24 protein-coding genes are annotated in these 21127 nt (G+C 32.7%); 3 read left to right on the forward strand and 21 right to left on the reverse strand.

Annotated elements, in window-relative coordinates:
* The first annotated feature begins 48 nt into the window (after positions 1–48).
* Positions 49–963 (forward strand): ADP-glyceromanno-heptose 6-epimerase, encoded by a 915-nt coding sequence (gene rfaD, locus ACP5FO_RS03080; RefSeq protein WP_428108810.1) that lies wholly within the window; start codon positions 49–51, stop codon positions 961–963.
* Entirely contained in the window at positions 950–1810 is an 861-nt protein-coding gene (locus tag ACP5FO_RS03085) for a radical SAM protein (protein ID WP_428157005.1), read from the forward strand. The genes rfaD and ACP5FO_RS03085 overlap by 14 nt, the downstream gene beginning before the upstream one ends.
* 2 nt (positions 1811–1812) lie before the next feature.
* Here the strand turns inward: ACP5FO_RS03085 and flgL are convergent, their stop codons facing one another.
* The 7 genes from flgL to ACP5FO_RS03120 are packed head-to-tail and all read right to left on the reverse strand — an operon-like array spanning position 1813 to position 9232.
* Positions 1813–4194, reverse strand: a complete 2382-nt coding sequence (gene flgL / locus ACP5FO_RS03090; protein WP_428157006.1) for a flagellar hook-associated protein FlgL — start codon at positions 4192–4194, stop codon at positions 1813–1815.
* Between the two features lie 11 nt (positions 4195–4205).
* A complete protein-coding gene (gene flgK / locus ACP5FO_RS03095) occupies positions 4206–5981 on the reverse strand; it encodes a flagellar hook-associated protein FlgK (protein ID WP_428157007.1) in 1776 nt (591 codons plus the stop codon).
* Positions 5982–6386: a hypothetical protein gene (locus ACP5FO_RS03100; RefSeq protein ID WP_428108788.1), complete on the reverse strand. Its 405-nt coding sequence runs from the start codon at positions 6384–6386 to the stop codon at positions 5982–5984.
* Complete coding sequence (locus ACP5FO_RS03105) at positions 6379–6672, reverse strand: flagellar biosynthesis anti-sigma factor FlgM (RefSeq protein ID WP_428108785.1); 294 nt, start codon at positions 6670–6672, stop codon at positions 6379–6381. The genes ACP5FO_RS03100 and ACP5FO_RS03105 overlap by 8 nt, the downstream gene beginning before the upstream one ends.
* Positions 6673–6714: 42 nt before the next feature.
* Complete coding sequence (locus ACP5FO_RS03110; protein WP_428108778.1) at positions 6715–7434, reverse strand: transglycosylase SLT domain-containing protein; 720 nt, start codon at positions 7432–7434, stop codon at positions 6715–6717.
* Positions 7434–8555, reverse strand: coding sequence for a flagellar basal body P-ring protein FlgI (locus ACP5FO_RS03115; RefSeq protein WP_428108770.1), 1122 nt, complete (start codon positions 8553–8555; stop codon positions 7434–7436). The genes ACP5FO_RS03110 and ACP5FO_RS03115 overlap by 1 nt, the downstream gene beginning before the upstream one ends.
* Entirely contained in the window at positions 8531–9232 is a 702-nt protein-coding gene (locus ACP5FO_RS03120) for a flagellar basal body L-ring protein FlgH (protein ID WP_428157008.1), read from the reverse strand. The genes ACP5FO_RS03115 and ACP5FO_RS03120 overlap by 25 nt, the downstream gene beginning before the upstream one ends.
* Before the next feature lie 112 nt (positions 9233–9344).
* On the opposite strand from ACP5FO_RS03120, the gene ACP5FO_RS03125 reads away from it, so the two are divergent.
* Complete coding sequence (locus ACP5FO_RS03125) at positions 9345–9680, forward strand: hypothetical protein (protein WP_428157009.1); 336 nt, start codon at positions 9345–9347, stop codon at positions 9678–9680.
* Between the two features lie 2 nt (positions 9681–9682).
* Here the strand turns inward: ACP5FO_RS03125 and ACP5FO_RS03130 are convergent, their stop codons facing one another.
* The 14 genes from ACP5FO_RS03130 to ACP5FO_RS03195 all read right to left on the reverse strand — a co-directional run.
* Positions 9683–10591: a nuclease-related domain-containing protein gene (locus ACP5FO_RS03130; RefSeq protein WP_428109271.1), complete on the reverse strand. Its 909-nt coding sequence runs from the start codon at positions 10589–10591 to the stop codon at positions 9683–9685.
* Positions 10591–10917, reverse strand: coding sequence for a hypothetical protein (locus ACP5FO_RS03135; RefSeq protein ID WP_428109274.1), 327 nt, complete (start codon positions 10915–10917; stop codon positions 10591–10593). The genes ACP5FO_RS03130 and ACP5FO_RS03135 overlap by 1 nt, the downstream gene beginning before the upstream one ends.
* A complete protein-coding gene (accD, locus tag ACP5FO_RS03140) occupies positions 10904–11713 on the reverse strand; it encodes an acetyl-CoA carboxylase, carboxyltransferase subunit beta (RefSeq protein WP_428109279.1) in 810 nt (269 codons plus the stop codon). The genes ACP5FO_RS03135 and accD overlap by 14 nt, the downstream gene beginning before the upstream one ends.
* A 3-nt stretch (positions 11714–11716) precedes the next feature.
* Entirely contained in the window at positions 11717–12994 is a 1278-nt protein-coding gene (locus tag ACP5FO_RS03145) for a dihydroorotase (protein ID WP_428109282.1), read from the reverse strand.
* Positions 12991–14415: an Asp-tRNA(Asn)/Glu-tRNA(Gln) amidotransferase subunit GatB gene (gatB, locus tag ACP5FO_RS03150; protein ID WP_428109285.1), complete on the reverse strand. Its 1425-nt coding sequence runs from the start codon at positions 14413–14415 to the stop codon at positions 12991–12993. Before gatB ends, ACP5FO_RS03145 begins: the two co-directional genes overlap by 4 nt.
* Positions 14416–14425: 10 nt before the next feature.
* Complete coding sequence (purN, locus tag ACP5FO_RS03155; RefSeq protein WP_428157010.1) at positions 14426–15076, reverse strand: phosphoribosylglycinamide formyltransferase; 651 nt, start codon at positions 15074–15076, stop codon at positions 14426–14428.
* Positions 15064–16062 (reverse strand): phosphoribosylformylglycinamidine cyclo-ligase, encoded by a 999-nt coding sequence (gene purM, locus ACP5FO_RS03160; RefSeq protein WP_428109378.1) that lies wholly within the window; start codon positions 16060–16062, stop codon positions 15064–15066. The genes purN and purM overlap by 13 nt, the downstream gene beginning before the upstream one ends.
* Positions 16058–17125 carry an AI-2E family transporter gene (locus tag ACP5FO_RS03165; RefSeq protein ID WP_428109387.1) on the reverse strand — a complete coding sequence of 356 codons (1068 nt, stop codon included), beginning with the start codon at positions 17123–17125 and terminating at the stop codon, positions 16058–16060. Before ACP5FO_RS03165 ends, purM begins: the two co-directional genes overlap by 5 nt.
* Positions 17126–17494 carry a hypothetical protein gene (locus ACP5FO_RS03170; RefSeq protein WP_428109302.1) on the reverse strand — a complete coding sequence of 123 codons (369 nt, stop codon included), beginning with the start codon at positions 17492–17494 and terminating at the stop codon, positions 17126–17128.
* Positions 17487–17945, reverse strand: a complete 459-nt coding sequence (locus tag ACP5FO_RS03175) for a hypothetical protein (RefSeq protein ID WP_428109305.1) — start codon at positions 17943–17945, stop codon at positions 17487–17489. The genes ACP5FO_RS03170 and ACP5FO_RS03175 overlap by 8 nt, the downstream gene beginning before the upstream one ends.
* Positions 17946–17993: 48 nt before the next feature.
* Entirely contained in the window at positions 17994–18785 is a 792-nt protein-coding gene (locus ACP5FO_RS03180; RefSeq protein ID WP_428109311.1) for a pyruvate, water dikinase regulatory protein, read from the reverse strand.
* Between the two features lie 2 nt (positions 18786–18787).
* On the reverse strand, positions 18788–19822 hold the full coding sequence (locus ACP5FO_RS03185; RefSeq protein ID WP_428109315.1) for an LptF/LptG family permease: 1035 nt from the start codon (positions 19820–19822) through the stop codon (positions 18788–18790).
* On the reverse strand, positions 19806–20594 hold the full coding sequence (kdsA, locus tag ACP5FO_RS03190) for a 3-deoxy-8-phosphooctulonate synthase (protein WP_428109319.1): 789 nt from the start codon (positions 20592–20594) through the stop codon (positions 19806–19808). Before kdsA ends, ACP5FO_RS03185 begins: the two co-directional genes overlap by 17 nt.
* 36 nt (positions 20595–20630) lie before the next feature.
* Positions 20631–21127, reverse strand: a 497-nt coding sequence (locus ACP5FO_RS03195; RefSeq protein ID WP_428157011.1) for a GGDEF domain-containing protein, incomplete at its 5' end; no start/stop codon positions are given.

The raw sequence follows: 21127 nt of genomic DNA on the forward strand, positions 1-21127 counted from the left end.
GGGAGGGGTTTTTAAAAACCTCTCCTTTTTTTGTTTATGGAGGTGCTTGTGGATATACTCATCACAGGGGGAGCTGGTTTTATTGGTTCAAACTTAGCTTTGTATTTTCAAAAGATAGCTGACAATATCACTGTTGTTGATGATTTTTCAAAAGGTTACTATAAGAATTTAGAAAACTACGAAGGTGATTTAGTGTTGCTTGATATTTCAAAAGAAAATATTGATTGGGAGCACTATTTGGACTTTGAGCCAGATTATATTTTTCATGAAGCCTCAAATACAGATACAACATTTGCAGATGATAAGGAAATGCTTAGAAGCAATATTGAAAGCTTTCGTAATGTATTAGAACTTGCTGTAAATTCTCAAGCAAAAGTGATTTATGCATCAAGTGCGGGCATTTATGGCAAAGGAACTATTCCCATGAATGAGGATTCAAAAAGAGATCCAAAGAATGCTTATGCTTTTTCAAAGTATATTTTAGAAAATATGGCAAAAAAATATACAGAAAATTATGAAATAGAATGTGTTGGTTTAAGATATTTTAATGTATATGGACCAAGAGAATCCTTTAAAGGCAAAGCAGCGAGCATGATTTATCAATTGGCACTTCAAATGAAAGAAGGTAAAAAACCCCGTATATTTGAATTTGGGGAGCAATTTAGAGACCAGATTTATGTTAAAGATGTGGTTGAGGCAAACTTGCGAGCTATGGAAGCACCATCCGGTGTTTATAATGTGGGCACTGGTAAACCTACAACTTTCAATAAAATTGTGGAAGTTTTAAATAAAGTTTTAAAAACAAACTTAGAACCAGAATATATAAAAAATCCCTACACTCAATTTTATCAGGACCAAACATTGGCTGATATGAATTTATCTGCAAGTAAAATGGGTTTTGTAGCAAAGTACGATATAGAATCTGGTATCGAAGATTACATGAGGTGGCTTGGCTTTGCTTGATATTGAAAAACTTGTAGGTACTTCTTGCAGATTGTGCCCAAGAAACTGCAAGTTAAATCGCAATATTGAAACTGGTTTATGTAAAACAAACAATAAAATTGAAATAGCGAGTTTTAATTTACATTTTGGCGAAGAACCTCCAATTAGCGGAAATTATGGTAGCGGTACTGTGTTTTTTGCAGGTTGCAATATGGCCTGTGTGTTTTGTCAAAATTATCCAATAAGTCAGTTAAAAAGCGCTTACAAAACAATTGATGAATATGCACTTGCTGATATTTTTTTAGAATTGCAAAATAGAAAAGCTCATAACATTAATTTGGTAACACCTTCTCATTTTGTTCATTTGATTTGCAAATCCATTGGAATTGCTAGGCGAAAAGGCTTTAACATACCAGTTTGCTACAATACAAGCTCTTATGATAAGCCAGAAATTATTGAATATTTGAAAGATTTTGTGGATATTTACTTAGCTGATTTAAAATATGCAGATAATGATTTATCTTATAAATATTCTGGTATAAGCGATTATTTTGAAGTTGCAACTAAATCTATCTTAAAGATGCAGCAAACAAAAGGACATTTATCAATAAAAAACAAGATAGCCAGTAGTGGTTTAATAATTAGACATTTAGTTATTCCAAATAATATAGGCAATTCCAAAAAGGTTTTAGATTGGATTGCAAGTAATATTGAACATCCAACGGTCTCCTTAATGAGGCAGTATTTTCCTGCTTATAAAGCCTTTAATTACCCAGAAATTGCTCACAAACTAGTTAACTACCAATGGAATGAAATATTAGAATATACAGACAAATTAGGCATAGATGGTTATTTTCAAGTAGCTTAAATCTATATATAATTAAACAAACTCAATTGATTTACTTTTGCAAAACTCTGTAGTAGTGCTTGCATTATGGTAACTTCTTGCTCATAGTTGCTTATTACTTGGGCATAATTTGCATCCTGAAGGTTTGATAGAGTTTGAGAGTTTGACAAAGAAGTATTATTTATGCGCGTTTGAGCAAGTTGCATGCGTTGCTCGTAGGCTCCAATAACTGATCGATTTGCATCTACTTGAGATAATGAGTTTTGAATGTTGGTTATTGATTGTTGAAGCATATTTGTAAGTTTAATGGAAAATGAATCGCCATCTTTTAATAAAGGTGTTACATTCTGTGAAGCCAAAGTTAAATTTAATCCATCTGGTAGCTGGATTTGTGTGGTATTTAAAAAACTTGCAATAGCATTATTTGAAGTTCCAGATGTTGAATAAGAAGCATATGTATTGTTCTTTGAGTCTAAAACGGTTATTCGAAATATACCACTTGTAACGCCCATTGTGATTTTTCCGATATTTTGGTTTTTTGAGTTTGTAATTGTAATTGTATGTGGAAATGAAATACCACTTGATGCGCCAGATACGCTAAATGTCCATGTATCTGAGTTGTTGCCCGTATAGTAGCCAGAAACTGTTGGTACAAGCGTAGAGCCTGCGCTAAAGCCTGTTGCTTTTGAGATTTGATTTACACTTTGCCCAAGTATTGCAGCCTGGGCATTGTCAAATGCATCAAATACATCTATACCACCGCCTTGCTGTATAGTGTTAAACACGCCAAATATATTAGCTGCGCTTTTTGCGCTATTACTATTAAGAACATTAATTGATAAATTGAGTTTGCTTGTGCCACCTCGTAGGTCTTGAATTACAATTTGACCATGCTGGATAGTTGCAGACACTGTTCCTAAAAATGCGTTTGAGATCCCGTGGCTTATTGAGTTAAATAAGCCAAATACCGGCATTGATGAAGTTTTTGTTTGCATTGCAATATTTAAAACACTCGAACCTATTTTATTATCTGCAATTTGTATTATGCCATGGTTTATGGTAGCTGTAACATTAAATATTCTACCGATGCTTGCAAGCATTGCAGAAACTGTGGTGTTAGCAGAAAATGATATTGTTGTGCTCACTCCACCAGAATGACTCAAACCTCTAATTATGACTGAACTACCATTTGTAAGTTGGCTAATAGTTGTGTTACCGTTTGCAATTGTACCACCTGAAAGAGTTATGGTTTTATTATTTTGTAACAATTCTTTTGTGCTTAAGTGTGTAATAAAGCTTAAAAAGTTACTAAGGCTTGCAGTAGCTAAGTTGTTTGCAATAGAGAATGTTCCAGAAACTATGTTGCCGTTGTGGTCTGTGCCTGTTAGCACTATTGTTTGGCCTGTTTGTAAGGATACATTTGACAAAGAATTTGCTAAGTGCAGATCCACAAGTTTTGTTTGAGCAGTTGCAGGGTCATTTGAGGAGTTTAAAAGCTGATTGTTTGACTGCAAAGTTTGATTTTGTTGGTATAACAGTTCTTTAGCATTTATAGTAATCGGTGTTGTTAAACCGTTTGAGTATGCTATAGAAAGATTGTTGTTATCTCCCATATAAACATTGTTTCCACCTGGAGAATAAGAAAAGGTAAAACTTCCACTTGCGCCTTTTGGTATATAAATTTTTACGCCTCTGCCTGTATTAAACCAACCGCCTATTTGAATCAGGCTTGAGACATCCGTGGAGTTGGATAATTGGTCTCCTTCTGAGCTTGATCTGTCAATTCCGTCAGAGCTTATTGGTATTAAATTTCCATTACTATCTGTAATTGAGAGTTTTCCTGAAGTAATATTAACTGTATAAGTACCACTTTGAAACTGGTTTAAATCTCCAAAGTTTTTTGAAGTAGTAATTTGAAAAGCATTGTTTGAAGCATTATTTATAATTGCCACCTGTTGCGTAACATTTTGCACGGGCGCTGTATTTGTTAAAAAGCCGCTAAATAGATAATTTCCGCCAAACATTGTATTTGCACTGTTTTTTATTTCGGCTTCCATTGCTTGCAGTTGTTGAGCTATCGCTGTGTTGCTTGCTGTGTCATTCGTAGCATTTGCAGCCTGCACAACCAAAGAACCGGAATTTTGCAAAAGTTGACTCATATTTTGTGTAGCAGTATCCTGAGCCGAAAGGGTGGAATTTGCTAAATTAATATTTGACGTGTATTGGGTAAATTGCGATTGTATATCATTAATCGAAAGCACTTGTGACAAAGCTGTTGGGTTATCAGATAAATTATTTATGCTTTTGCCCGTAGCCATTTGGGTTTGGGTATTGTAGAGTTGAGTGTTTATGTTGTTTATATTAGACAAAAAGTTATTAAACAACATTGAATTTGTAACTCTCATAAAACCCCTCTCTATTGTACCATATTAATTAAAGATTGTGTCATTTGATTAACAATAGCTATAAATTGAGCAGATGCCTGATACGCCATCTGGTATTTAATCAGGTTGGCTGCTTCTTGATCCAAAGATACACCTTCTTGGGACTGTACCATACTTTGTGTTTGTCCTACCATAGAATTTTGAGAATTTAATATATTTTGGTTTGATTTAGCTAGTGAACCAATTTGACCAACAAAAGCCTCATAGTACTGATTTATAGTTTGGGTATTTGCGTCCATAACATTTTGATTTTGCAGGTTTGCGATAGCAAGAGCATTTGTGTTGTCACCAGGTGATAGAGATTTGCCTGCTGCAATTTTGCTTTGGTCATTTACGATAACAGAGTTTACAGCTATATTTGAAGCATTTGTGCCAGTAAAGAATGTATTTATTCCAGCAGCTGCCAAAAAGTTTGAAGTATCGCCAGCAAATGAAAATTTATAGTTGCTATTGGATATAATCTGGACATTGCCTTGAGCTATGCCAGATAGATTCATTGAAATGCCGTACTGACCAAGAGCATTATTAAACCTAATGCTTATATCATCAAATGCATCGCTTGCACCAATGGGTATAGAAACTGTATTTACAAGATTATTATTTGAATCGTAAATATTTACACTTAATGTGCCATCTTTTATTGGTAAGTTAACACCAGCTTGCTCCGATTGGCTAATTGGGTTTGTTGAGCTTGTGATAGCGTAAGTGCCCTGCGTTTGTGTATATGCACTAAGGCCGCTTCCTCCTGAGTGAATAATATTTACTTGGTTAATAATTGAATTTGCAAGTGTATTTAGAGTATCCATATAGTTAAGTGTACCTTGTGTAGTAGGCGTATTAGAACCAGATGGGCTAGTCTGGTTTGCAAGTTGTATGACTGCACCTAAACTTCCGCCTGTAATTTTATTTGTTATTATTTGTCCGCTGGCTACAACACCTACATTTTGTCCATTACTTATTGTTTGTGTGGTAAGATTAGTAGAGTTTATGCCAGAAACGATAGTTGCGCCACCCAATAATATAGTCATTTCGCTTTGATTGTCGCTTATTGATTGATTTTGACTGCCTGGAGAATATGTGTTGTTCAAAACTGTAACATTGGCTATTTTTTGCAATTGTTGGACAAGTTGATTTCTTTGGTCAATTAGTGTGTTGGCCGATTGGTTTGGCGATAGAGCAGCTAATTTTATTTCGTTGTTAATGCTAGCTATATTCTGAGTAATCGTATTAATCTGATTTACACTTGAAACCACTTGCGAATTTAAACTGGTATTTAATTGTTGCAAAGAACCATAACTTGACTGAATAGCTTGCACTAACGTTTGACCATTTTGTATTACTTGCTGACGAGCTGTTGCTAAATCAGGATTAGATGATAGAGATTGCCATGAGCTAAAAAAATTATTTAAAGCGGTATCTAGCCCACTGCCATTTGTTTCATTAAAAATATTCTGTATTTGAGATAAGTTATCATTTAAGGTTTGATAATAAGCTTGTGAATTTAGTTGTTGGTTGAGCGTATTATCAAGCAATTGATTGCGCGATGAAGTTATTGTTTGAATATTTACACCAAGACCATACTGACCGGTGGGCGTATTTATAGGGTAGTTTTCTGTAATCGTTGGAGATTCATTCGTGTAGCCAGGTGTATTTGCATTCGAGATATTGTTTCCGGTTATATTTATAGCATTTTGAGCAACATTTAAGCCACTTGCACCAATATTTAATGCATTAAAAATTGAGGGCATTTATACCATCCTGTTAAAGTTTGATTTATATGGCACGGAAGCTTTATTATTATAAGTTTGATTTAGCTGCATAAAGTTTGAGTAAAAATTTAGAATCGAGCTCGAAAAAGCTAAGTGTTGCTGAGCTATTTTAGCATTTATGCTATTCTCATATAAGAATTTATTTGAAATTTGTATTATTTTACTTTTGTATTTTAATAGCTGGTTTTTTTGAGTATCCATCTCTTTTATCCGGCTAAGACAATTAGTTATTGAGCGCAGATAGTTTTCTTTTTCTTTTAAAATGCAAGAAATTCCATCAATGTCAATTGTAATCAGACACGCTCTCTCTTTTTGTGACAATTCAATTAATTGTTCATAATTTTTAATTACAGTTTGTATACAACTGTCAAGATGCTCATCCATTCTTTATTTCCTCTAATATGCTTTTAGCTAAATTTGTCAAATCTGGATTATAAGTACCATTTTCATACGCTTTTTGGACAGCCTCAAGGCGTTTTTGGTGATTAGCTTCTAAATCTGATAAATTAGAAAGAATTTTAGCTGTTTTAGATATATTAATGCTATCTTGCACTGTGTTACTATTTTTTGAGTCAGTTGTTTGTGTAGTTTGTATTTGAGTATTTTTTTGAATTTTTTTATGGTTTAATATAGAATCTATACTTGAACCTAATATATCTGAAATTTTCATTTTTCACCTCCTTTAAAAGGTATCGGATGGTTGCCGAAAAATTTAAGCTTTCTCATAATAAGAAATTACCTTTTGCACGTATTGAACAGTTTCTTTAAATGGTGGTATACCATCAAATTTTTTAACATTACCCAGACCTGCATTGTAAGCTGCTAAAGCCAAAGGTACACTTTGAAGATTTTGGATTAAATTGCTTAAGTATTTAGTGCCAGCCATGATATTTTGCACAGGGTCGAATACATTTGTTACACCAAGACTTTGTGCAGTTTGTGGCATAAGTTGCATCAATCCCGCCGCACCCTTTGCAGAAACAGCGTTTGGATTGAAGTTTGATTCTGTTTTTATAACACTCAATATTAGTTTTTCTGGCACTTTATACATCGCGGATGCTTTTTGTACTACATTCATAATATCTTTTGGCAAATTTAACTTGAAAGGAATATAGTTATTTTGTTTTAAATTTATAGGTTGCTGTATTGTAGGCGTTTTAACATTTTCTATTTCTTTTTTTAGTGCATTAAATATGGAGCTTGCTATGCCAAAACTACTTGTGTTAGCAATTTGATTCGCCAAAGCCTGTTGATACATTGATTGATATATACTGTTTTGTGCCGAATTACCAAGTGTGCTGTCTTCACCGATTTTCATGGTCTTGAGCATCATTTCAACAAAGATAGCTTCAAATTCTTTTGACAAACTTTTTAACTTTTGCAGATTATCGTTATCTGGTTGATTAGTAATTTTAATTGCATTAACATTCATCACATTACCTCAAGTGATGCATTTAAACTGCCAGCTTGTTTTAATGCTTCAAGGATTGCTATGATATCGTTTGGCGTAGCACCGGCTTTATTTAGAGCATCTACTAAGTTTTTGACCGTTGCTCCTTTATAGAAATTCAAAAAATGGCTTTGTTCTTGGTTTACCGTAATGGTTGGATTTTGTGTAACTACAGTTTGACCTTGAGATAGTGGAGCAGGTTGAGAAACTTGCGTGTTTGGACTTATTGTTACAGTTAAATTACCATGTGATACACTTACTGGATTTATTGTAACATCTCCGCCAATAACCACGGTGCCAGTTCTTTCATCTATAACTACTTTTGGCTTCACTTCATTTTGAATTGTCAATTGATTTATTGCTGATACAAAGCCTACAACATCACCCTTGTATAAATCTGGCACGTCCACGATTACACTACCAGAATCATTGGCATGTGCAATGTATTGTTTGAAATGAGAGTTGATTGCCTGTTGTATTCGATTTGCCATAGTAAAATCCGGATGATTTAAATCAAAATATAACTTATTCATACCGGATAAATTAACCTCTACTTGACGTTCCACCAGAGCACCATCTGGTATAAATGCTGTAGTTGGAAAATTTTGCCTTACATTGCCGCCAGCTGTACCAAAACTAAAACCGCCGATAGACAATGGTCCTTGTGCTACCGCATAAACTTTATCATTTGCACCAACGAGCGGCGTCATAATCAATGTGCCACCCTGCAAGCTTTTAGCGTCTCCGATAGATGATACGTTTACGCTAATACGTGAGCCTTCTTTGATAAACGGAGGGAGGTTGGCCGTTACTATTACAGCTGCAATATTTTTTGTTTGTAAACTTGCTGTTAAAGCTGGTGGCAAATTTACATTAAAACGCCTTAGCATATTAATAACGGATTGTATTGTAAATTTTGCATTTGTGCCATCGCCTGTGCCAGCGAGCCCCACCACAAGCCCATAGCCTACAAGCTGGTTTTGCCTTACACCTCTAACATTTGTAATATCTCCAACTTTAACATCAATAGCGTATGAATTAAAACTGTATAAAAACACTAAAACAAATACTAAAAATTTTAAAATGGTCTTATGAGTTCCCATAGTTTTGCAAGCCATCCGATATTATTTGTATTACTTACGACGCCTTTTCCATTATAGAATATTTTTGCATCAGAAATCAAGTCTGAATTTATTGTGTTTGAGCTTGAAATATCGTACTTATTGATAATTCCAGTTAGCACGACAGTGTTTTCTTGGCCATTGGTATAAATTTGTTTTTCACCTCTTATAAAAAATCTATTATTAGGCAATGCTTTAATAACCCTCGCTTCAATTGTTGCGGTTAGTGTATTGCTTGATTGGTTTGTGCCTGAGCCTTTATAACTGTTTGAACCGCCGAAATTTGCCAAATTGTTGTTGCCGCCATTTGCCAAGTTAAGAGCACTAAATATACGATTTTGCAAGCCAAGCAAAGTAGTAAGACCGCTATTTGTTGACGAGTTTTCACTGGTTTGCGTTTGAGAAGTGTTTTGACTGGCAATTTGCTCGCTAACAACAACTGTTACTAAATCTCCTACATGAGATGCTTTTATATCGCCAGCGAGGTTCGAAGAACTATCGCTCCATAATGATCCCAAAGCTGTTCTATTGCTCTCTTCTATAGAGGGTTGTTCCTTAACATATTGTGGCATTTTTTCGTAGTTTGATTTTATTTGTGCGTTTGAACATGAAGCAAGCATAAAGGCAATTGACAAAAAACTTAAATATTTCCACTTCATAGCCTACCTCCAACTTAATATTAGCAAAATCTATTCCAAATAAAAAATTAAATTTATATTGACTTTTTATGAGATGGCTATATATTTATAATAAAAAAACGGGAGGTAGATTATGAAAAATATTGCGTTGGTGGGAAGTGTTATTTTATTAAGTGCATCTTTAGCTCTAGCTGGTACTTATGGAATGGGTCCTGGTCCAATGATGAGAGGTTATGGTCAAGCGCAGTATCCAATCCAAAATATTGGCGAAGCAAAAGCTCAAAATATGATTAAGCAATTTTTGGATTCAAACAACATGAAAGATTACAAAGTAATTAATATTCAAAAGATCCAAGTGCCGCGTGGAACAGCTTATTATGCTACTGTTGAAAATAAAAACAAACAGCAATACGAAATACATGTTAATCCGTGGGGATATGTTGTAGGTCCTTTTGCTTTACCTAGATAATATTATAATGGTCTAAGAATATTTGTTCCGACGATTATCTTTTTTATATTAAACAATCTATGTTTTTGGTGAGTGCCAAATTTGTCTAAATTTATTGTTATTTTTTCACATTCAAACTCTAAGTTACGTGTGTCTTTATAGTTAACTGTCACTTTAGATTTGCAAGACGTGAATTTATGTGTGAAATCAATTGATACTATATCTTTTAAGTGTAAGTCTTGAATGGGTTTTTGGCAGTTGATGGTATTACCAAGTATTATTCCATGTATATTTTGATTGCCTGTTGTAATTATTTGATCAAACGTGGGGAGTTTTTCTAAATATTCTGTTGCCCAGGTATTGTTTTTGTTTTTCTGTGATTTTTTTTCTATAAAATCTGTTAATTGTGAAAGATATATTAAACCATCATCAAATGAATAAATATTTTCAATGTTTGCTATTGAATCTAACCAAACAACGACACTTTTAAATTTTACAGTTGAAAATCTAGCATCAAAACGCTCTAAGTGTTCTTTTAGTTGTTTTGCAAAAAATTTTGTTTTATCAAGCGGATTTGGTAATTCTTTAAATGTTTGATTAAAGTATCTATCTGTTTTTAATTGAATTATTTTGCCATTTTTGTAAGAGTCAAAATTATCACCTTTAAAATTTGCCGCATAATATATCGTGCCTTTGTAGTTTTTTATTTCTATACAAAAAATTGTGTTGTTGTAATAAACAATTGCATCAATCTCTAAAAAATGTTTTTTATTGTATGGACTTCTCAATATTCGGTTGTAAAAAGCAGTGTAATTTTCATTTAAAATTTTTTGCAAAATAATTTCAGCTCCAAAGCCGAAACTTTCTTTTGGTGAGAGTTCAATGGCAAATAGCGCATCCCATGCTTTTTTTAAAATACAAAAAAAACCCATTAGATTTTTATATCCAAATTAACACCAGTAAGGTTTTCTTTATGTTCGCAAAAATTTAATAGCTCGCATAGGCAATCGTAGTCTTGAAAAAACTCTTTATTATATTTTTTTGAATATATACTAAATACACGTTTACCATCTTTTATTACTGCATTTATATCGAAATTGCTTAAATCTTTTTTAAAATGCTTTGAGAAAAGGTCTTTGTAGGTCTGTTTGCTGACCTTTCTTTTTAAGGTTTTTGTTGACTTGTAGTATTTTTCTTGTTGGTTATAAAAGCCTTCTATAGGTTCTATTTTGTCTATTAATATATCATTGTCGTCCATCAAACATTACTAAAAATTTTGCAATTTGATCTGGTAAATCTTTACGCTCACATATTATATCTATAAAACCTTTTTCCAGTAAAAACTCAGATCTTTGAAAACCTTCTGGTAATGCGTGTCCTATAGTTTGTTCAATAACACGTGGACCTGCAAAACCGATTAATGCTTTTGGCTCTGCTATAATAATATCCCCAAGCATGGCAAAACTTGCAGATACACCACCTGTTGTAGGGTCTGTTAATACAGAGATGTATGGTAAACCTTTTTCGGCAAGTTTTGTTAACGCAAAAGAAGTGCGTTCCATTTGCATTAAAGATAATATACCTTCTTGCATTCTTGCTCCGCCAGATGAACTGATAATAACCAAAGGTAAATTATGTTTTATAGCTTTTTCTATAGCCCTTACTATTTTTTCGCCTGTTGCATAACCCATAGAACCGCCTAGGAAAGAAAAATCCATAACGACAATTACGCACGGTTTTTCTTTTATGGTACACATGCCACATACGACTGCTTCTTTGTTTGAAGTTTTTTCTATTGCTTCTTCGGTTCTATCTTTATATGGTTTCAAATCTACGAAGTTTAAAGGATCTTTTGTTTTGATATTTGCATCAAATTCTTTAAAACTGCCAGGATCAACTGTAATGTTTATACGGTTTTTTGCAGATATCCTAAAGTAATAGCCACATTTGCAAACCCAAAAATTGCGCTGTAGTTCGTCTATATAGGTAGTTTCGCCGCAAGACGGACATTTAATCCATTTTTCTTCATTTTTTTTCTTTTTTTTGAATAACATAATTCACCCTCTATAAACAGTTTTTCCTTTATAAATTGTTTGGACTACATACCCATAAAGTGCTTTTGTGTCAAATGGCGTATTTTTACCTTTTGACAAAAAATTTTTTGCATTTACAACCCATTGTTTGTTTACATCCAGGAGCACAAGATTTGCCACCGAGCCTTCATTTAGCGTGCCTGCATCAAGTCCAAAAACTTTTGCGGGCCTAATGGTTAATAATTCTATTGCTTTTGATAGGTTTATAATGTTTTCTTTAACCAAATGAGTATTTACAACACCAAAAGCTGTCTCAAAGCCACTTATACCAAAACTTGCTTCTTGAATTGGTACGTTTTTTGTGTCAAGCTCATGTGGCGCATGGTCTGTTGCGATAGCATCTACAAGATTTTGCTTGAATGCACTTTTAATCGTATCTAAATCTTCTTTTGATCTAAGTGGTGGATTTACTTTAGCGTATGTATTGTGATCGTAAACTTCTTCTTCTGTAAGTGCCAAGTGATGAGGTGTTATTTCAAGTGTTATATTAAGATTTTCTTTTTTTGCATTTTTTAAAAGATCCAGCGATTCTTTTGTACTTACATGACAAATATGCAAGCGTGCATCACTTACTGTTCTTAATATCTCAATATCCCGTGCTATCATTGAACTTTCTGATAAGCTTGGTATGCCTTTTAAACCTAGCTCAAATGCCACCTTGCCATCATTTATGACACCATCTTTGGTAAAACTATAGTCTTCTTCATGTAAAGCAAAAACCGTATTTGTATTTCTTGTGTATAATAGTGCTGTGTATAATAGATTTGGGTCAAAAACAGGCTTACCATCATCACTAAAAGCAACACAACCCAACTGTTTAAGTGTAAAGTAGTCGCACAATTCTTTACCTTCTTGTTTTTTTGTGATTGCGCCTATTGGATAAAGATTACAAATATCAAGTTTATTAGCCTTATTTAAAATATAAGATACAACTAACTCATTGTCTATGGGCGGATTTGTGTTTGGCATACAACAAACACTTGTAAACCCACCTTTTACAGCAGCTTTCAGTCCAGTTTCAAGTGACTCTTTTTTTGTAAACCCAGGATCTCTTAAATGAGCATGTAAATCAACAAAACCGGGACAAACAATAAGACCGCTTGCATCTATCTCTTGATCTATTGAAAGACCACTTGAGTCACCAACCCGCTCAATTTTTTCATCATTTATTACAATATCTGTAATTTTTTCCAAATTATTTGCTGGATCTATTACAAAACCTGAATGAATAATTGTCCTCATATTTCACCTAACTTTTTTATTATAAGTTCATTTATAATCTTTGGATCTGCTTTTCCTTTCGTGACTTTCATAACGGCACCTACAAAAAATCCTATCGTATTTTTTTTGCCTAATTTATACTGTTCTACTGCTTTTGGGTTTGACGCAATCGCTTCGTCAAGAACTTTTTCTAGTAACCCAATATCTTGTATTAGGGTTAAATTTTCATTTTCAATTATAGTTTTAGGTGGTGAACCACTTTCGTACATTTTTGAAAAGACCTCTTTTGCTATTTTACCGCTAATGTCATTATTTTCAACCAAGTTTATAAGATCAGCCAGATCGACAGGTTTTATTTTACATTGAGTAATATCTTTATTTTCTTTATTTAAATAACCCAATGTTTCAGTTAGGACCCAGCTTATGGCGGATTTTGGATTAGATAGTTTAGCTACTTGTTCAAAATAATCGGCTAGCTCTTTTGATTCAATGAGAGTTTTGACATCATCTTCTTTAAGTGAGTATTGTTTAATAAATCTTTTCATTTTATCAAAAGGCAATTCAACCAAATCGTTTTTTATTGGTTCTATAAATTTGTTGTCAATTACAATTGGTAAAAGATCTGGATCTGGGAAATACCTATACTCATAGGCCTCTTCTTTAGTACGCATAGACTTTGTAGTGAATGTTCTTTCATCAAAGAGTCGAGTTTCTTGAATAATTTTTTGGTTGTTTTCTACAGCCTGAATTTGACGCTCAATTTCATACTCAAGCGCTTTTTCAACATGTTTAAAAGAATTCATGTTCTTAATTTCGACTTTAGTGCCCAATTCTATCTGACCTTTTGGCTTTATTGATACATTTGCATCACACCTTAGAGAGCCTTCTTCCATATTGCCGTCGCAAATGCCTAAATATCGTACAATCCTTCTTAATGACCTTAAGTACTGATAAGCTTGACTTGGTGTATTCATTGCAGGCTTTGAGACAATCTCAAGCAAAGGTACACCTGTACGGTTATAATCAACAAGGCTTGAATTGCTAGTGTGAATGGTTTTTCCTGCATCCTCTTCTATATGGATGCGTTCAAGCGGTATTTCTTTAAAACCATCTTCGTCTTCGATTTCTACAAAGCCATCTTGCAGTATAGGTAACTCGTATTGTGATATTTGATAGTTTTTTGGCAAATCAGGGTAAAAATAATTTTTTCTGGCCATTACGGAATATTTATTAATTTTACAGTTTAAGGAAAGTCCTAATTTTACAGCAAATTCGACAACTTTTTCATTTAAAACAGGCAAAACACCTGGCATTCCCATACATATTGGGCATACATTTTCATTGGGCAATGAACCAAATTTTGTTGAGCAAGAACAAAAGATTTTGCTATCAGTCAATAATTGTATATGAACTTCTAAGCCGATTGTGGTTTCGTATTGCATTTTTTCCTCCTTACGTATAAGGGTTAATTATATAGTCTTCAAGATGTTTAATATTTCTAAATATAGCTTTAGCACCTTCTTTTGTCATCGTAAATGATACTTTAGACTCGATAATGAGTTTGATAGCTTGCGAGTATATCTTGTGTTCTATCTTTAGGATTCTATCAGCAAGGCTTTCTGGTGTATCATTTTCATGCACGCTAACTGCGCCTTGTATTATAATGGGCCCACTGTCAAGTTCATTTGTAACAAAATGTACAGTTGCGCCGCTTATTTTAACACCAGCTTCCAAGGCTTGTTTTTGTGGGTGTAGACCTTTAAAAAGTGGTAAAAGGGATGGGTGTATATTTAAAATTTTACCTTCAAATGTGTCTACAAAACTATCATCCAGTATACGCATAAAGCCAGCAAGCACAATTAAATCGGGCTCATATGGCATAATGCTATCTATTAGTTTTTTGGCATATTCTTTTCTTGTGAGACCTCTTGGATCTAAAAAAATCGTTTGTATATTGTTTTGTTTTGCTATTTCAAGACCTGTGCACTGTTTGTCTGATACAACGCAAACAACCTGCGCTTTTAAAAACCCATTTTTTATATTATCCAGTATTGCTTTAAAATTTGAGCCTCTACCAGATAACATGCAAACTATTTTAAACAAACACCAACCTCTTTGACTACATTGCCAATTAAATAACTGTTTATATTGTTTGAATGCAGTTTATCAAGCACGATGTCCCTGTCTTTTTCATCAACCACTAAAACAAAACCAACACCCATGTTGAATGTCCTGTACATTTCTTCTTTTGAAAGTTTTGCAATATCAGAGACCAATAAAAATTCTTCCTGTGTTTTTATTGTTTTTGTGTCAATTTCGCAACCCAAGCCCTCAAGGCAGCGAGGTATATTTTCAATAAAGCCACCGCCTGTAATGTGTGCTGCTGCTTTTATGTATTGTTTGATAGGCTTAACGCTTGTTACATAAATAATCGTTGGTGTTAACAAAATTTCACCAAGCGTTTTATTACTTACAATTGTATCAAGTTTATATTTTGCAATTTCAAAGAACGCTTTTCTTATCAAAGAATAACCATTTGAATGAAAACCGCTTGAAGCAATGCCTATTAGGCAGTCACCTTCTTTAACGTTACCCTCAAATAAATCGTCTTTTTTTCCAATGCCAACGCAAAAGCCAGCTAGATCATACTCGCCTTTGTTATACATAGAAGGCATTTGTGCTGTTTCGCCGCCCGCAATAGCACAATTTGCTTGCCTTAAACCTTCAGCTATGCCTTTAAATACATTTTCCAAAACATTGTTTGATAAATCACTATATGCAATGTAGTCTAAAAAAAAAGCTGGCATAATGCCTGTTGTTATAATATCGTTTACATTCATGGCAACTAAATCAATGCCAACACTATCGTGTTTGTTTACAGCAAATGCAATTTTTAATTTTGTACCAACACCATCTGTTGTGCTTGCAATATAGATATCGCTGCCAAAATGACTTAAACTAAAAAGACTACTAAAAGCCCCTATTTTTGAAACAAAACCCTGATCTGGCAAGTTTTTTGATAATCTTTTTATGCTCTCAACAAATTTATTTCCTTTATCGATATCAACACCACTATCTTTATAATTAATCATTTTGTCCCCTTCTCTTGCTAAGCATTGGTTCAAAACTTTTGTAAACTATCATTATAATACCTGCAATAGGTATTGCAAATATTATACCTAATATACCATAAAGTTCTCCAAAAAACAAAATGGCAACTAATGCAAATAGTGGACTTATGTTTATTGTTTTTGAAAAAATAAATGGGGCTACAACATTACCTATAATAAAATGTATTGAAATAAATATTACTCCAACCTCTAATGTCAATAATAAACTTTTGTTTATTGCAATAGCTAAAAATAGTGGTGGTATAATAGCTATTACGCTGCCAATATAGGGCACAATATAGGCAAGACCACTAAGTATTGCAAATATTATAGAGTAATCAAGACCTACGATTTTAAAACCAATGTATGTAAGAACCGTTACAATAAGTATAACAATTAAAAGACCTTTAATGTAGCCAATACTCATTTCATAGATTTGTATAAATACATTTAGATAATTCTCGCCCAAAATATTGAATATAAAACTTTTTAGACTTGATCTATAATAATTTCTTGCGATGAGCATAAAATAAGAAATTATTGGAATGATAACCAAAGCAGAAAGAGCGGTTAAGCCTTTTATTATGCTAAACATAGACGACAAAGCAAAGCTTGGTGCAGAGGTTTGTATATTGCTTACAAGATTGTTTAGAAAAACTATAACTTCCCTTCGCCATCCAAAGCGTGCCAAAATAGAGTAATATAAGTGGTTTAAGATATTTTCTAAATTAGTTATGAGTTGAGGGATAGATTTATCCAGTTTGTTTATCTGCTGTATTAAAACAGGCACTATTAAAGAAAATATAAACACAATTAAAGACAATGCAATTAAAATGCCAAAAAGTGACGAAACCCAGGTGGGGATGCCAATACGATTTGTAAGTTTAACAAAAGGATAAACGCTTTCACTTAAAAAGTATGAAAAAATAAGAATTACTGTAAAAAAAACTACCTTAAAAAATAATAGATAAACTAATCCAACAATTAAAGTAAAGAAAACTATATGTTCAAAATATGTCTTTTGTTGGTCTTTGGTTAAAATTTATATAACCTCTTCTTCTTGTTTTTCTCTTAGTCTTGCCCTAATCTCTTTAAGGCGCTCCTTTTCTTCCTGAATGGCTTTTTGTGCTTCTTCTATATTTTCTATCAAAAATTTCTTTTTGTCATCAATATAATCTTTACCTTTTTCAATTAGTTCTTTTGAACTTTGAGCTATTTTTGAAGCCAGATTTTCTATTTTTTCTTCAATGTTTTCTTTTTGTTCTTTGAGTGTTTCAATACTTTTTTCTGTTAATGTAGAAAGCTTTTCTTTTGTATTTTCTGATTTTTCAGATTTCAAAAACCATACTATAGCAGTGGTTGCTGCACTAATTCCAATCAAAGCAACCCCAAGTAAATACTTTTTACTCATCTTCATCTCCTTTAAATTTTTTTATAAAATTTACAATACCAAACAAGTATGCATAAACTTCGTCTAATTTTTCTTCGATTGATTCTACCCTGTCAAAAACATACTCAATATGATTTTTTGCTTTTTTGTTAGTATCAATAACAAGATTGCTAACAGAATTTGAAGCTTCTTTTGCACCATCTAAAACATCAGACATTGTGTCTTTTGCTTTATTTGATAATTCTTTTACGCTTAACAATATTTCTTTTGACATATTTACCATATCTGAAGCTTTATAGAACATATCTTTGGAATCTGCAACAAGTGGTTGGATTTCTTTTTTAATTTCATCGATTTTTTGCTGCATTTTTGTATATTGATTTTTCACCAAGATTAAAGCAACCAAACCAAAAATGGCGACGCCTAAATAAACGATCGCTATAACGGCTAATGAAACCTCACTTATACTCATTAAACGCACCTCCTAATTTCTTTATTATATAATGAAAGACTGTAAAAATCAAATTTTTTTAGACAGATATTCTATTATCTCGCTTGCACTTTCTTCTATAGATTTTTTTGTTACATCGATTTTTTTCCAGGAGGGGTGTTTTTTGTATAAATTTTCTGCGTATTCTATTTCTTCGTAGATTTTTGACATTTGCGCATAGGATTTAACCCCAAGCTTTTTTGCGCGCTCTTGTCTTATTTCGTAGAGTCTTTCTGGACTAATGCTTAATAAAAATATTTTTTCTTGATTAATATTGGTAAGCGCATCTGGGAGTTTCTCGTTTTTGACTATGGCAAAGTTTGCTACCTTATAACCTTCTTGGGATAGGTAAACACTTAAGGGTGTTTTGCTTGTTCTTGAGAGACCTATTAAGATTATATCCGCTTTATCAAGATCTTTTGCACTTTTGTTATCATCATGCATTATGGTGTATTCTATCGCTTTTATCTTTTCAAAATATTTATCGCTAATAGTATGCAAAAGTCCAGATGCTTTTATGGCTTTTTCTTGTAGAAATACTTCAAATTTATCTATAAAATAGCCAAATAAATCCATTACTTCAATATTGTTTTTAGAAAATAATTCAGAAACATATACCCTCAAATCATTATCTGCTAACGTTGTAACGACAAGTGGTTTTTCTATTAAAGCTTTTTTTAGCACTTCCTGTGTTTTAATATTGTTTATATTACCAAATCGTCTTACAGTAACCTCGGATTTTGGAAAATGAACCAAAAAAGCTCTTATAAATCTTAAAGCAGTCTCGCCAGTGCCATCTGAAACCACATAAATATATTTCATAATTAATATTCCAGTACTTTTTTAAGAAAGTATAAAAACCATATAACCAAAACGCTTGATATAGGAAATATTGGATTTATAATTTTTGATTGAGCCATTGCGTTAAACAACATTAATATGCCTAAAAATCCCAGTGAATAGAGTGTACCTAAAAATACCTTACGCACAAAATCATCTTTTCGTGCTGAAATACTCATACTCATAAATAACAAACAAGGCAAGATGGCAATTATACTTAAAGCATAAACAATCTTAAAAACAATTTCTGATATATACAAAAAACGGTTGCGTTCAAAACTAATTGATTTTTTGTATAGTTCAATAATGTTTGGTGTTTGATATTCTAATCCTTTGACAAGGCTAAAAAAACTAAAATCTTTTAAAAACAGGTTGTTTTGTGATAGTAATTTTATACTGTCATGCTCTATCTTGATAATAGTGGGTTTTTCTAGTACCAATCCAGAATTGCTTAGTTTTGCCAATTGAGCAATAGCTACTTCCCTTATGCCATTGTCAGAGGTAAAATATACTTTAACATCACTGGCTATTTTTTGATTATAGAAAATCGAATTGATATTTACAAAAACATTACCTTCTTTAGCCCAAAGATTCTGATTTTTATTTTCTATATAAATTTCTCTAACAAGTAAAGCATTATCATAGCTATAAGGCACTATAAAATTGTCAAGTACTATCATAAATAAAACTAGAAAAATAGCAATGCCAGAGACTGGTATGGCAATTTTAAATGCGCTTACACCACTATTTTTCATTGCCAAAATTTCGTTTGTATATGCCATATAACCAAGACTTATTAGTGTGCTAATGCTAAATACAAACGGCAATAAAATGTATACCATTTTTGGTGTATATGAAAGGTAATAATAAAGGACAAAAGAGAATTTAACATTATTTGATATTAACGTGGAAAGATTATTAAAGAAGTCTATCACATAAAACAGACTAAGAGCTATAACAAAAACCAGCAAGAAAATCTTTATAAACCGCTTTGCGATATAACTATAAATAAGTTTCATATTTTTTCGATATATACCAGTGTTCTAATATTTGTGGTAAAATTTTTTCAAATGTACCAATACTTATCATATTAGAAGCATCTGATAATGCCTCTTTTGGGTTCATGTGTGTTTCAAAAAATAAACCATCTATGCCAATACTTGCTGCGGCTTTTGCTAAAAATGGTGCATATTGGGGCGTACCAAGACTGCTTTTTGCGCCACCTGGCAGTTGCATTGAGTGTGTAGCATCGTAAATTACAGGTACACCAAGTTCTTTCATTATAAGCATACCTCTAAAATCAACCACTAAGTTATTATACCCAAAGCTTGAACCTCTTTCTGTCAACCATACATTGTCATTACCAGAAAATTTAACTTTCTCAACTGCGTACTTCATATCCCAGGGTGCCATGAATTGTCCTTTTTTTATATTTACGATTTTACCGGTTTTTGCAGCAGCTAAAAGTAAATTTGTTTGCCTACAAAGAAGTGCTGGGATTTGTATAACATCTACGGTGTCTTTGATTATTTCAGCTTGAGCTGGCTCATGTATGTCTGTGGTAACAGCTAAATTTGTTAACTCTTTTACTTTCGACAAAATTCTTAAACCTTCATTAATTTCTACTCCGCGGTAAGAATCGATTGAAGTGCGGTTTGCTTTATCAAATGAAGCTTTAAAAATTATTTTTATACTAAATTTATCGCTTAAATTTTTGAGTTTTTCTGCTATATTTAAAACAATTTGCTCGCTTTCTATCACGCAGGGACCTGCTATAATAAAATGTTCCACGTTAAACCTCCTTTTGACTTTATACCAGATAAATGTTTAAGTTTCAAATTCAACGACTGTGTTTTTGCCTCTTTTTTTTGCTTGATACATTGCATAATCTGCATTTTTAACACAATCTGTAAAATTTTTGCAACTATCAGGCCAAAAAGATATTCCTATGCTTACAGTTATTTTTATGCCATTTAAATTAAAAGCTTCTACACTGTTTTTTATGCGATTTGCAATATTTATAGCAACATTTTTTGGCACATTTTTCAATATTACAATGAATTCTTCTCCACCGTATCTTACACATACATCATTTTCTCTTAAGTTTTTATTTATGATTTTTGCTATTTCTTTTAAAAATTGATCACCTGTTTTGTGTCCGTATGTGTCATTAACCGATTTGAAGTTGTCTATATCAATAAACAAACATGCAAAATTTATATTGTTTTTTTGTGCTTCGTTAAATAACAGGGTTATATATTCTTCCAAGAATAGCCTGTTATATGCATTTGTTAGAGGATCTTTGTATGTTTGGTTTTTAAAAA

Origin of the sequence: Desulfurella sp., assembly GCF_049977265.1 — a bacterium.
Lineage (GTDB): Bacteria > Campylobacterota_A > Desulfurellia > Desulfurellales > Desulfurellaceae > Desulfurella.

Bases quoted from the DNA above. Each gene is read 5' to 3' on its own strand.
- flgL (WP_428157006.1), bottom strand. From the start codon at position 4,194: ATGAGAGTTACAAATTCAATGTTGTTTAATAACTTTTTGTCTAATATA.
- flgK (WP_428157007.1), bottom strand. From the start codon at position 5,981: ATGCCCTCAATTTTTAATGCATTAAATATTGGTGCAAGTGGCTTAAAT.
- ACP5FO_RS03100 (WP_428108788.1), bottom strand. From the start codon at position 6,386: ATGGATGAGCATCTTGACAGTTGTATACAAACTGTAATTAAAAATTAT.
- ACP5FO_RS03105 (WP_428108785.1), bottom strand. From the start codon at position 6,672: ATGAAAATTTCAGATATATTAGGTTCAAGTATAGATTCTATATTAAAC.
- ACP5FO_RS03110 (WP_428108778.1), bottom strand. From the start codon at position 7,434: ATGAATGTTAATGCAATTAAAATTACTAATCAACCAGATAACGATAAT.
- ACP5FO_RS03115 (WP_428108770.1), bottom strand. From the start codon at position 8,555: ATGGGAACTCATAAGACCATTTTAAAATTTTTAGTATTTGTTTTAGTG.
- ACP5FO_RS03120 (WP_428157008.1), bottom strand. From the start codon at position 9,232: ATGAAGTGGAAATATTTAAGTTTTTTGTCAATTGCCTTTATGCTTGCT.
- ACP5FO_RS03125 (WP_428157009.1), top strand. From the start codon at position 9,345: ATGAAAAATATTGCGTTGGTGGGAAGTGTTATTTTATTAAGTGCATCT.
- ACP5FO_RS03130 (WP_428109271.1), bottom strand. From the start codon at position 10,591: ATGGGTTTTTTTTGTATTTTAAAAAAAGCATGGGATGCGCTATTTGCC.
- ACP5FO_RS03135 (WP_428109274.1), bottom strand. From the start codon at position 10,917: ATGGACGACAATGATATATTAATAGACAAAATAGAACCTATAGAAGGC.
- accD (WP_428109279.1), bottom strand. From the start codon at position 11,713: ATGTTATTCAAAAAAAAGAAAAAAAATGAAGAAAAATGGATTAAATGT.
- ACP5FO_RS03145 (WP_428109282.1), bottom strand. From the start codon at position 12,994: ATGAGGACAATTATTCATTCAGGTTTTGTAATAGATCCAGCAAATAAT.
- gatB (WP_428109285.1), bottom strand. From the start codon at position 14,415: ATGCAATACGAAACCACAATCGGCTTAGAAGTTCATATACAATTATTG.
- ACP5FO_RS03170 (WP_428109302.1), bottom strand. From the start codon at position 17,494: ATGAGTAAAAAGTATTTACTTGGGGTTGCTTTGATTGGAATTAGTGCA.
- ACP5FO_RS03175 (WP_428109305.1), bottom strand. From the start codon at position 17,945: ATGAGTATAAGTGAGGTTTCATTAGCCGTTATAGCGATCGTTTATTTA.
- ACP5FO_RS03180 (WP_428109311.1), bottom strand. From the start codon at position 18,785: ATGAAATATATTTATGTGGTTTCAGATGGCACTGGCGAGACTGCTTTA.
- ACP5FO_RS03185 (WP_428109315.1), bottom strand. From the start codon at position 19,822: ATGAAACTTATTTATAGTTATATCGCAAAGCGGTTTATAAAGATTTTC.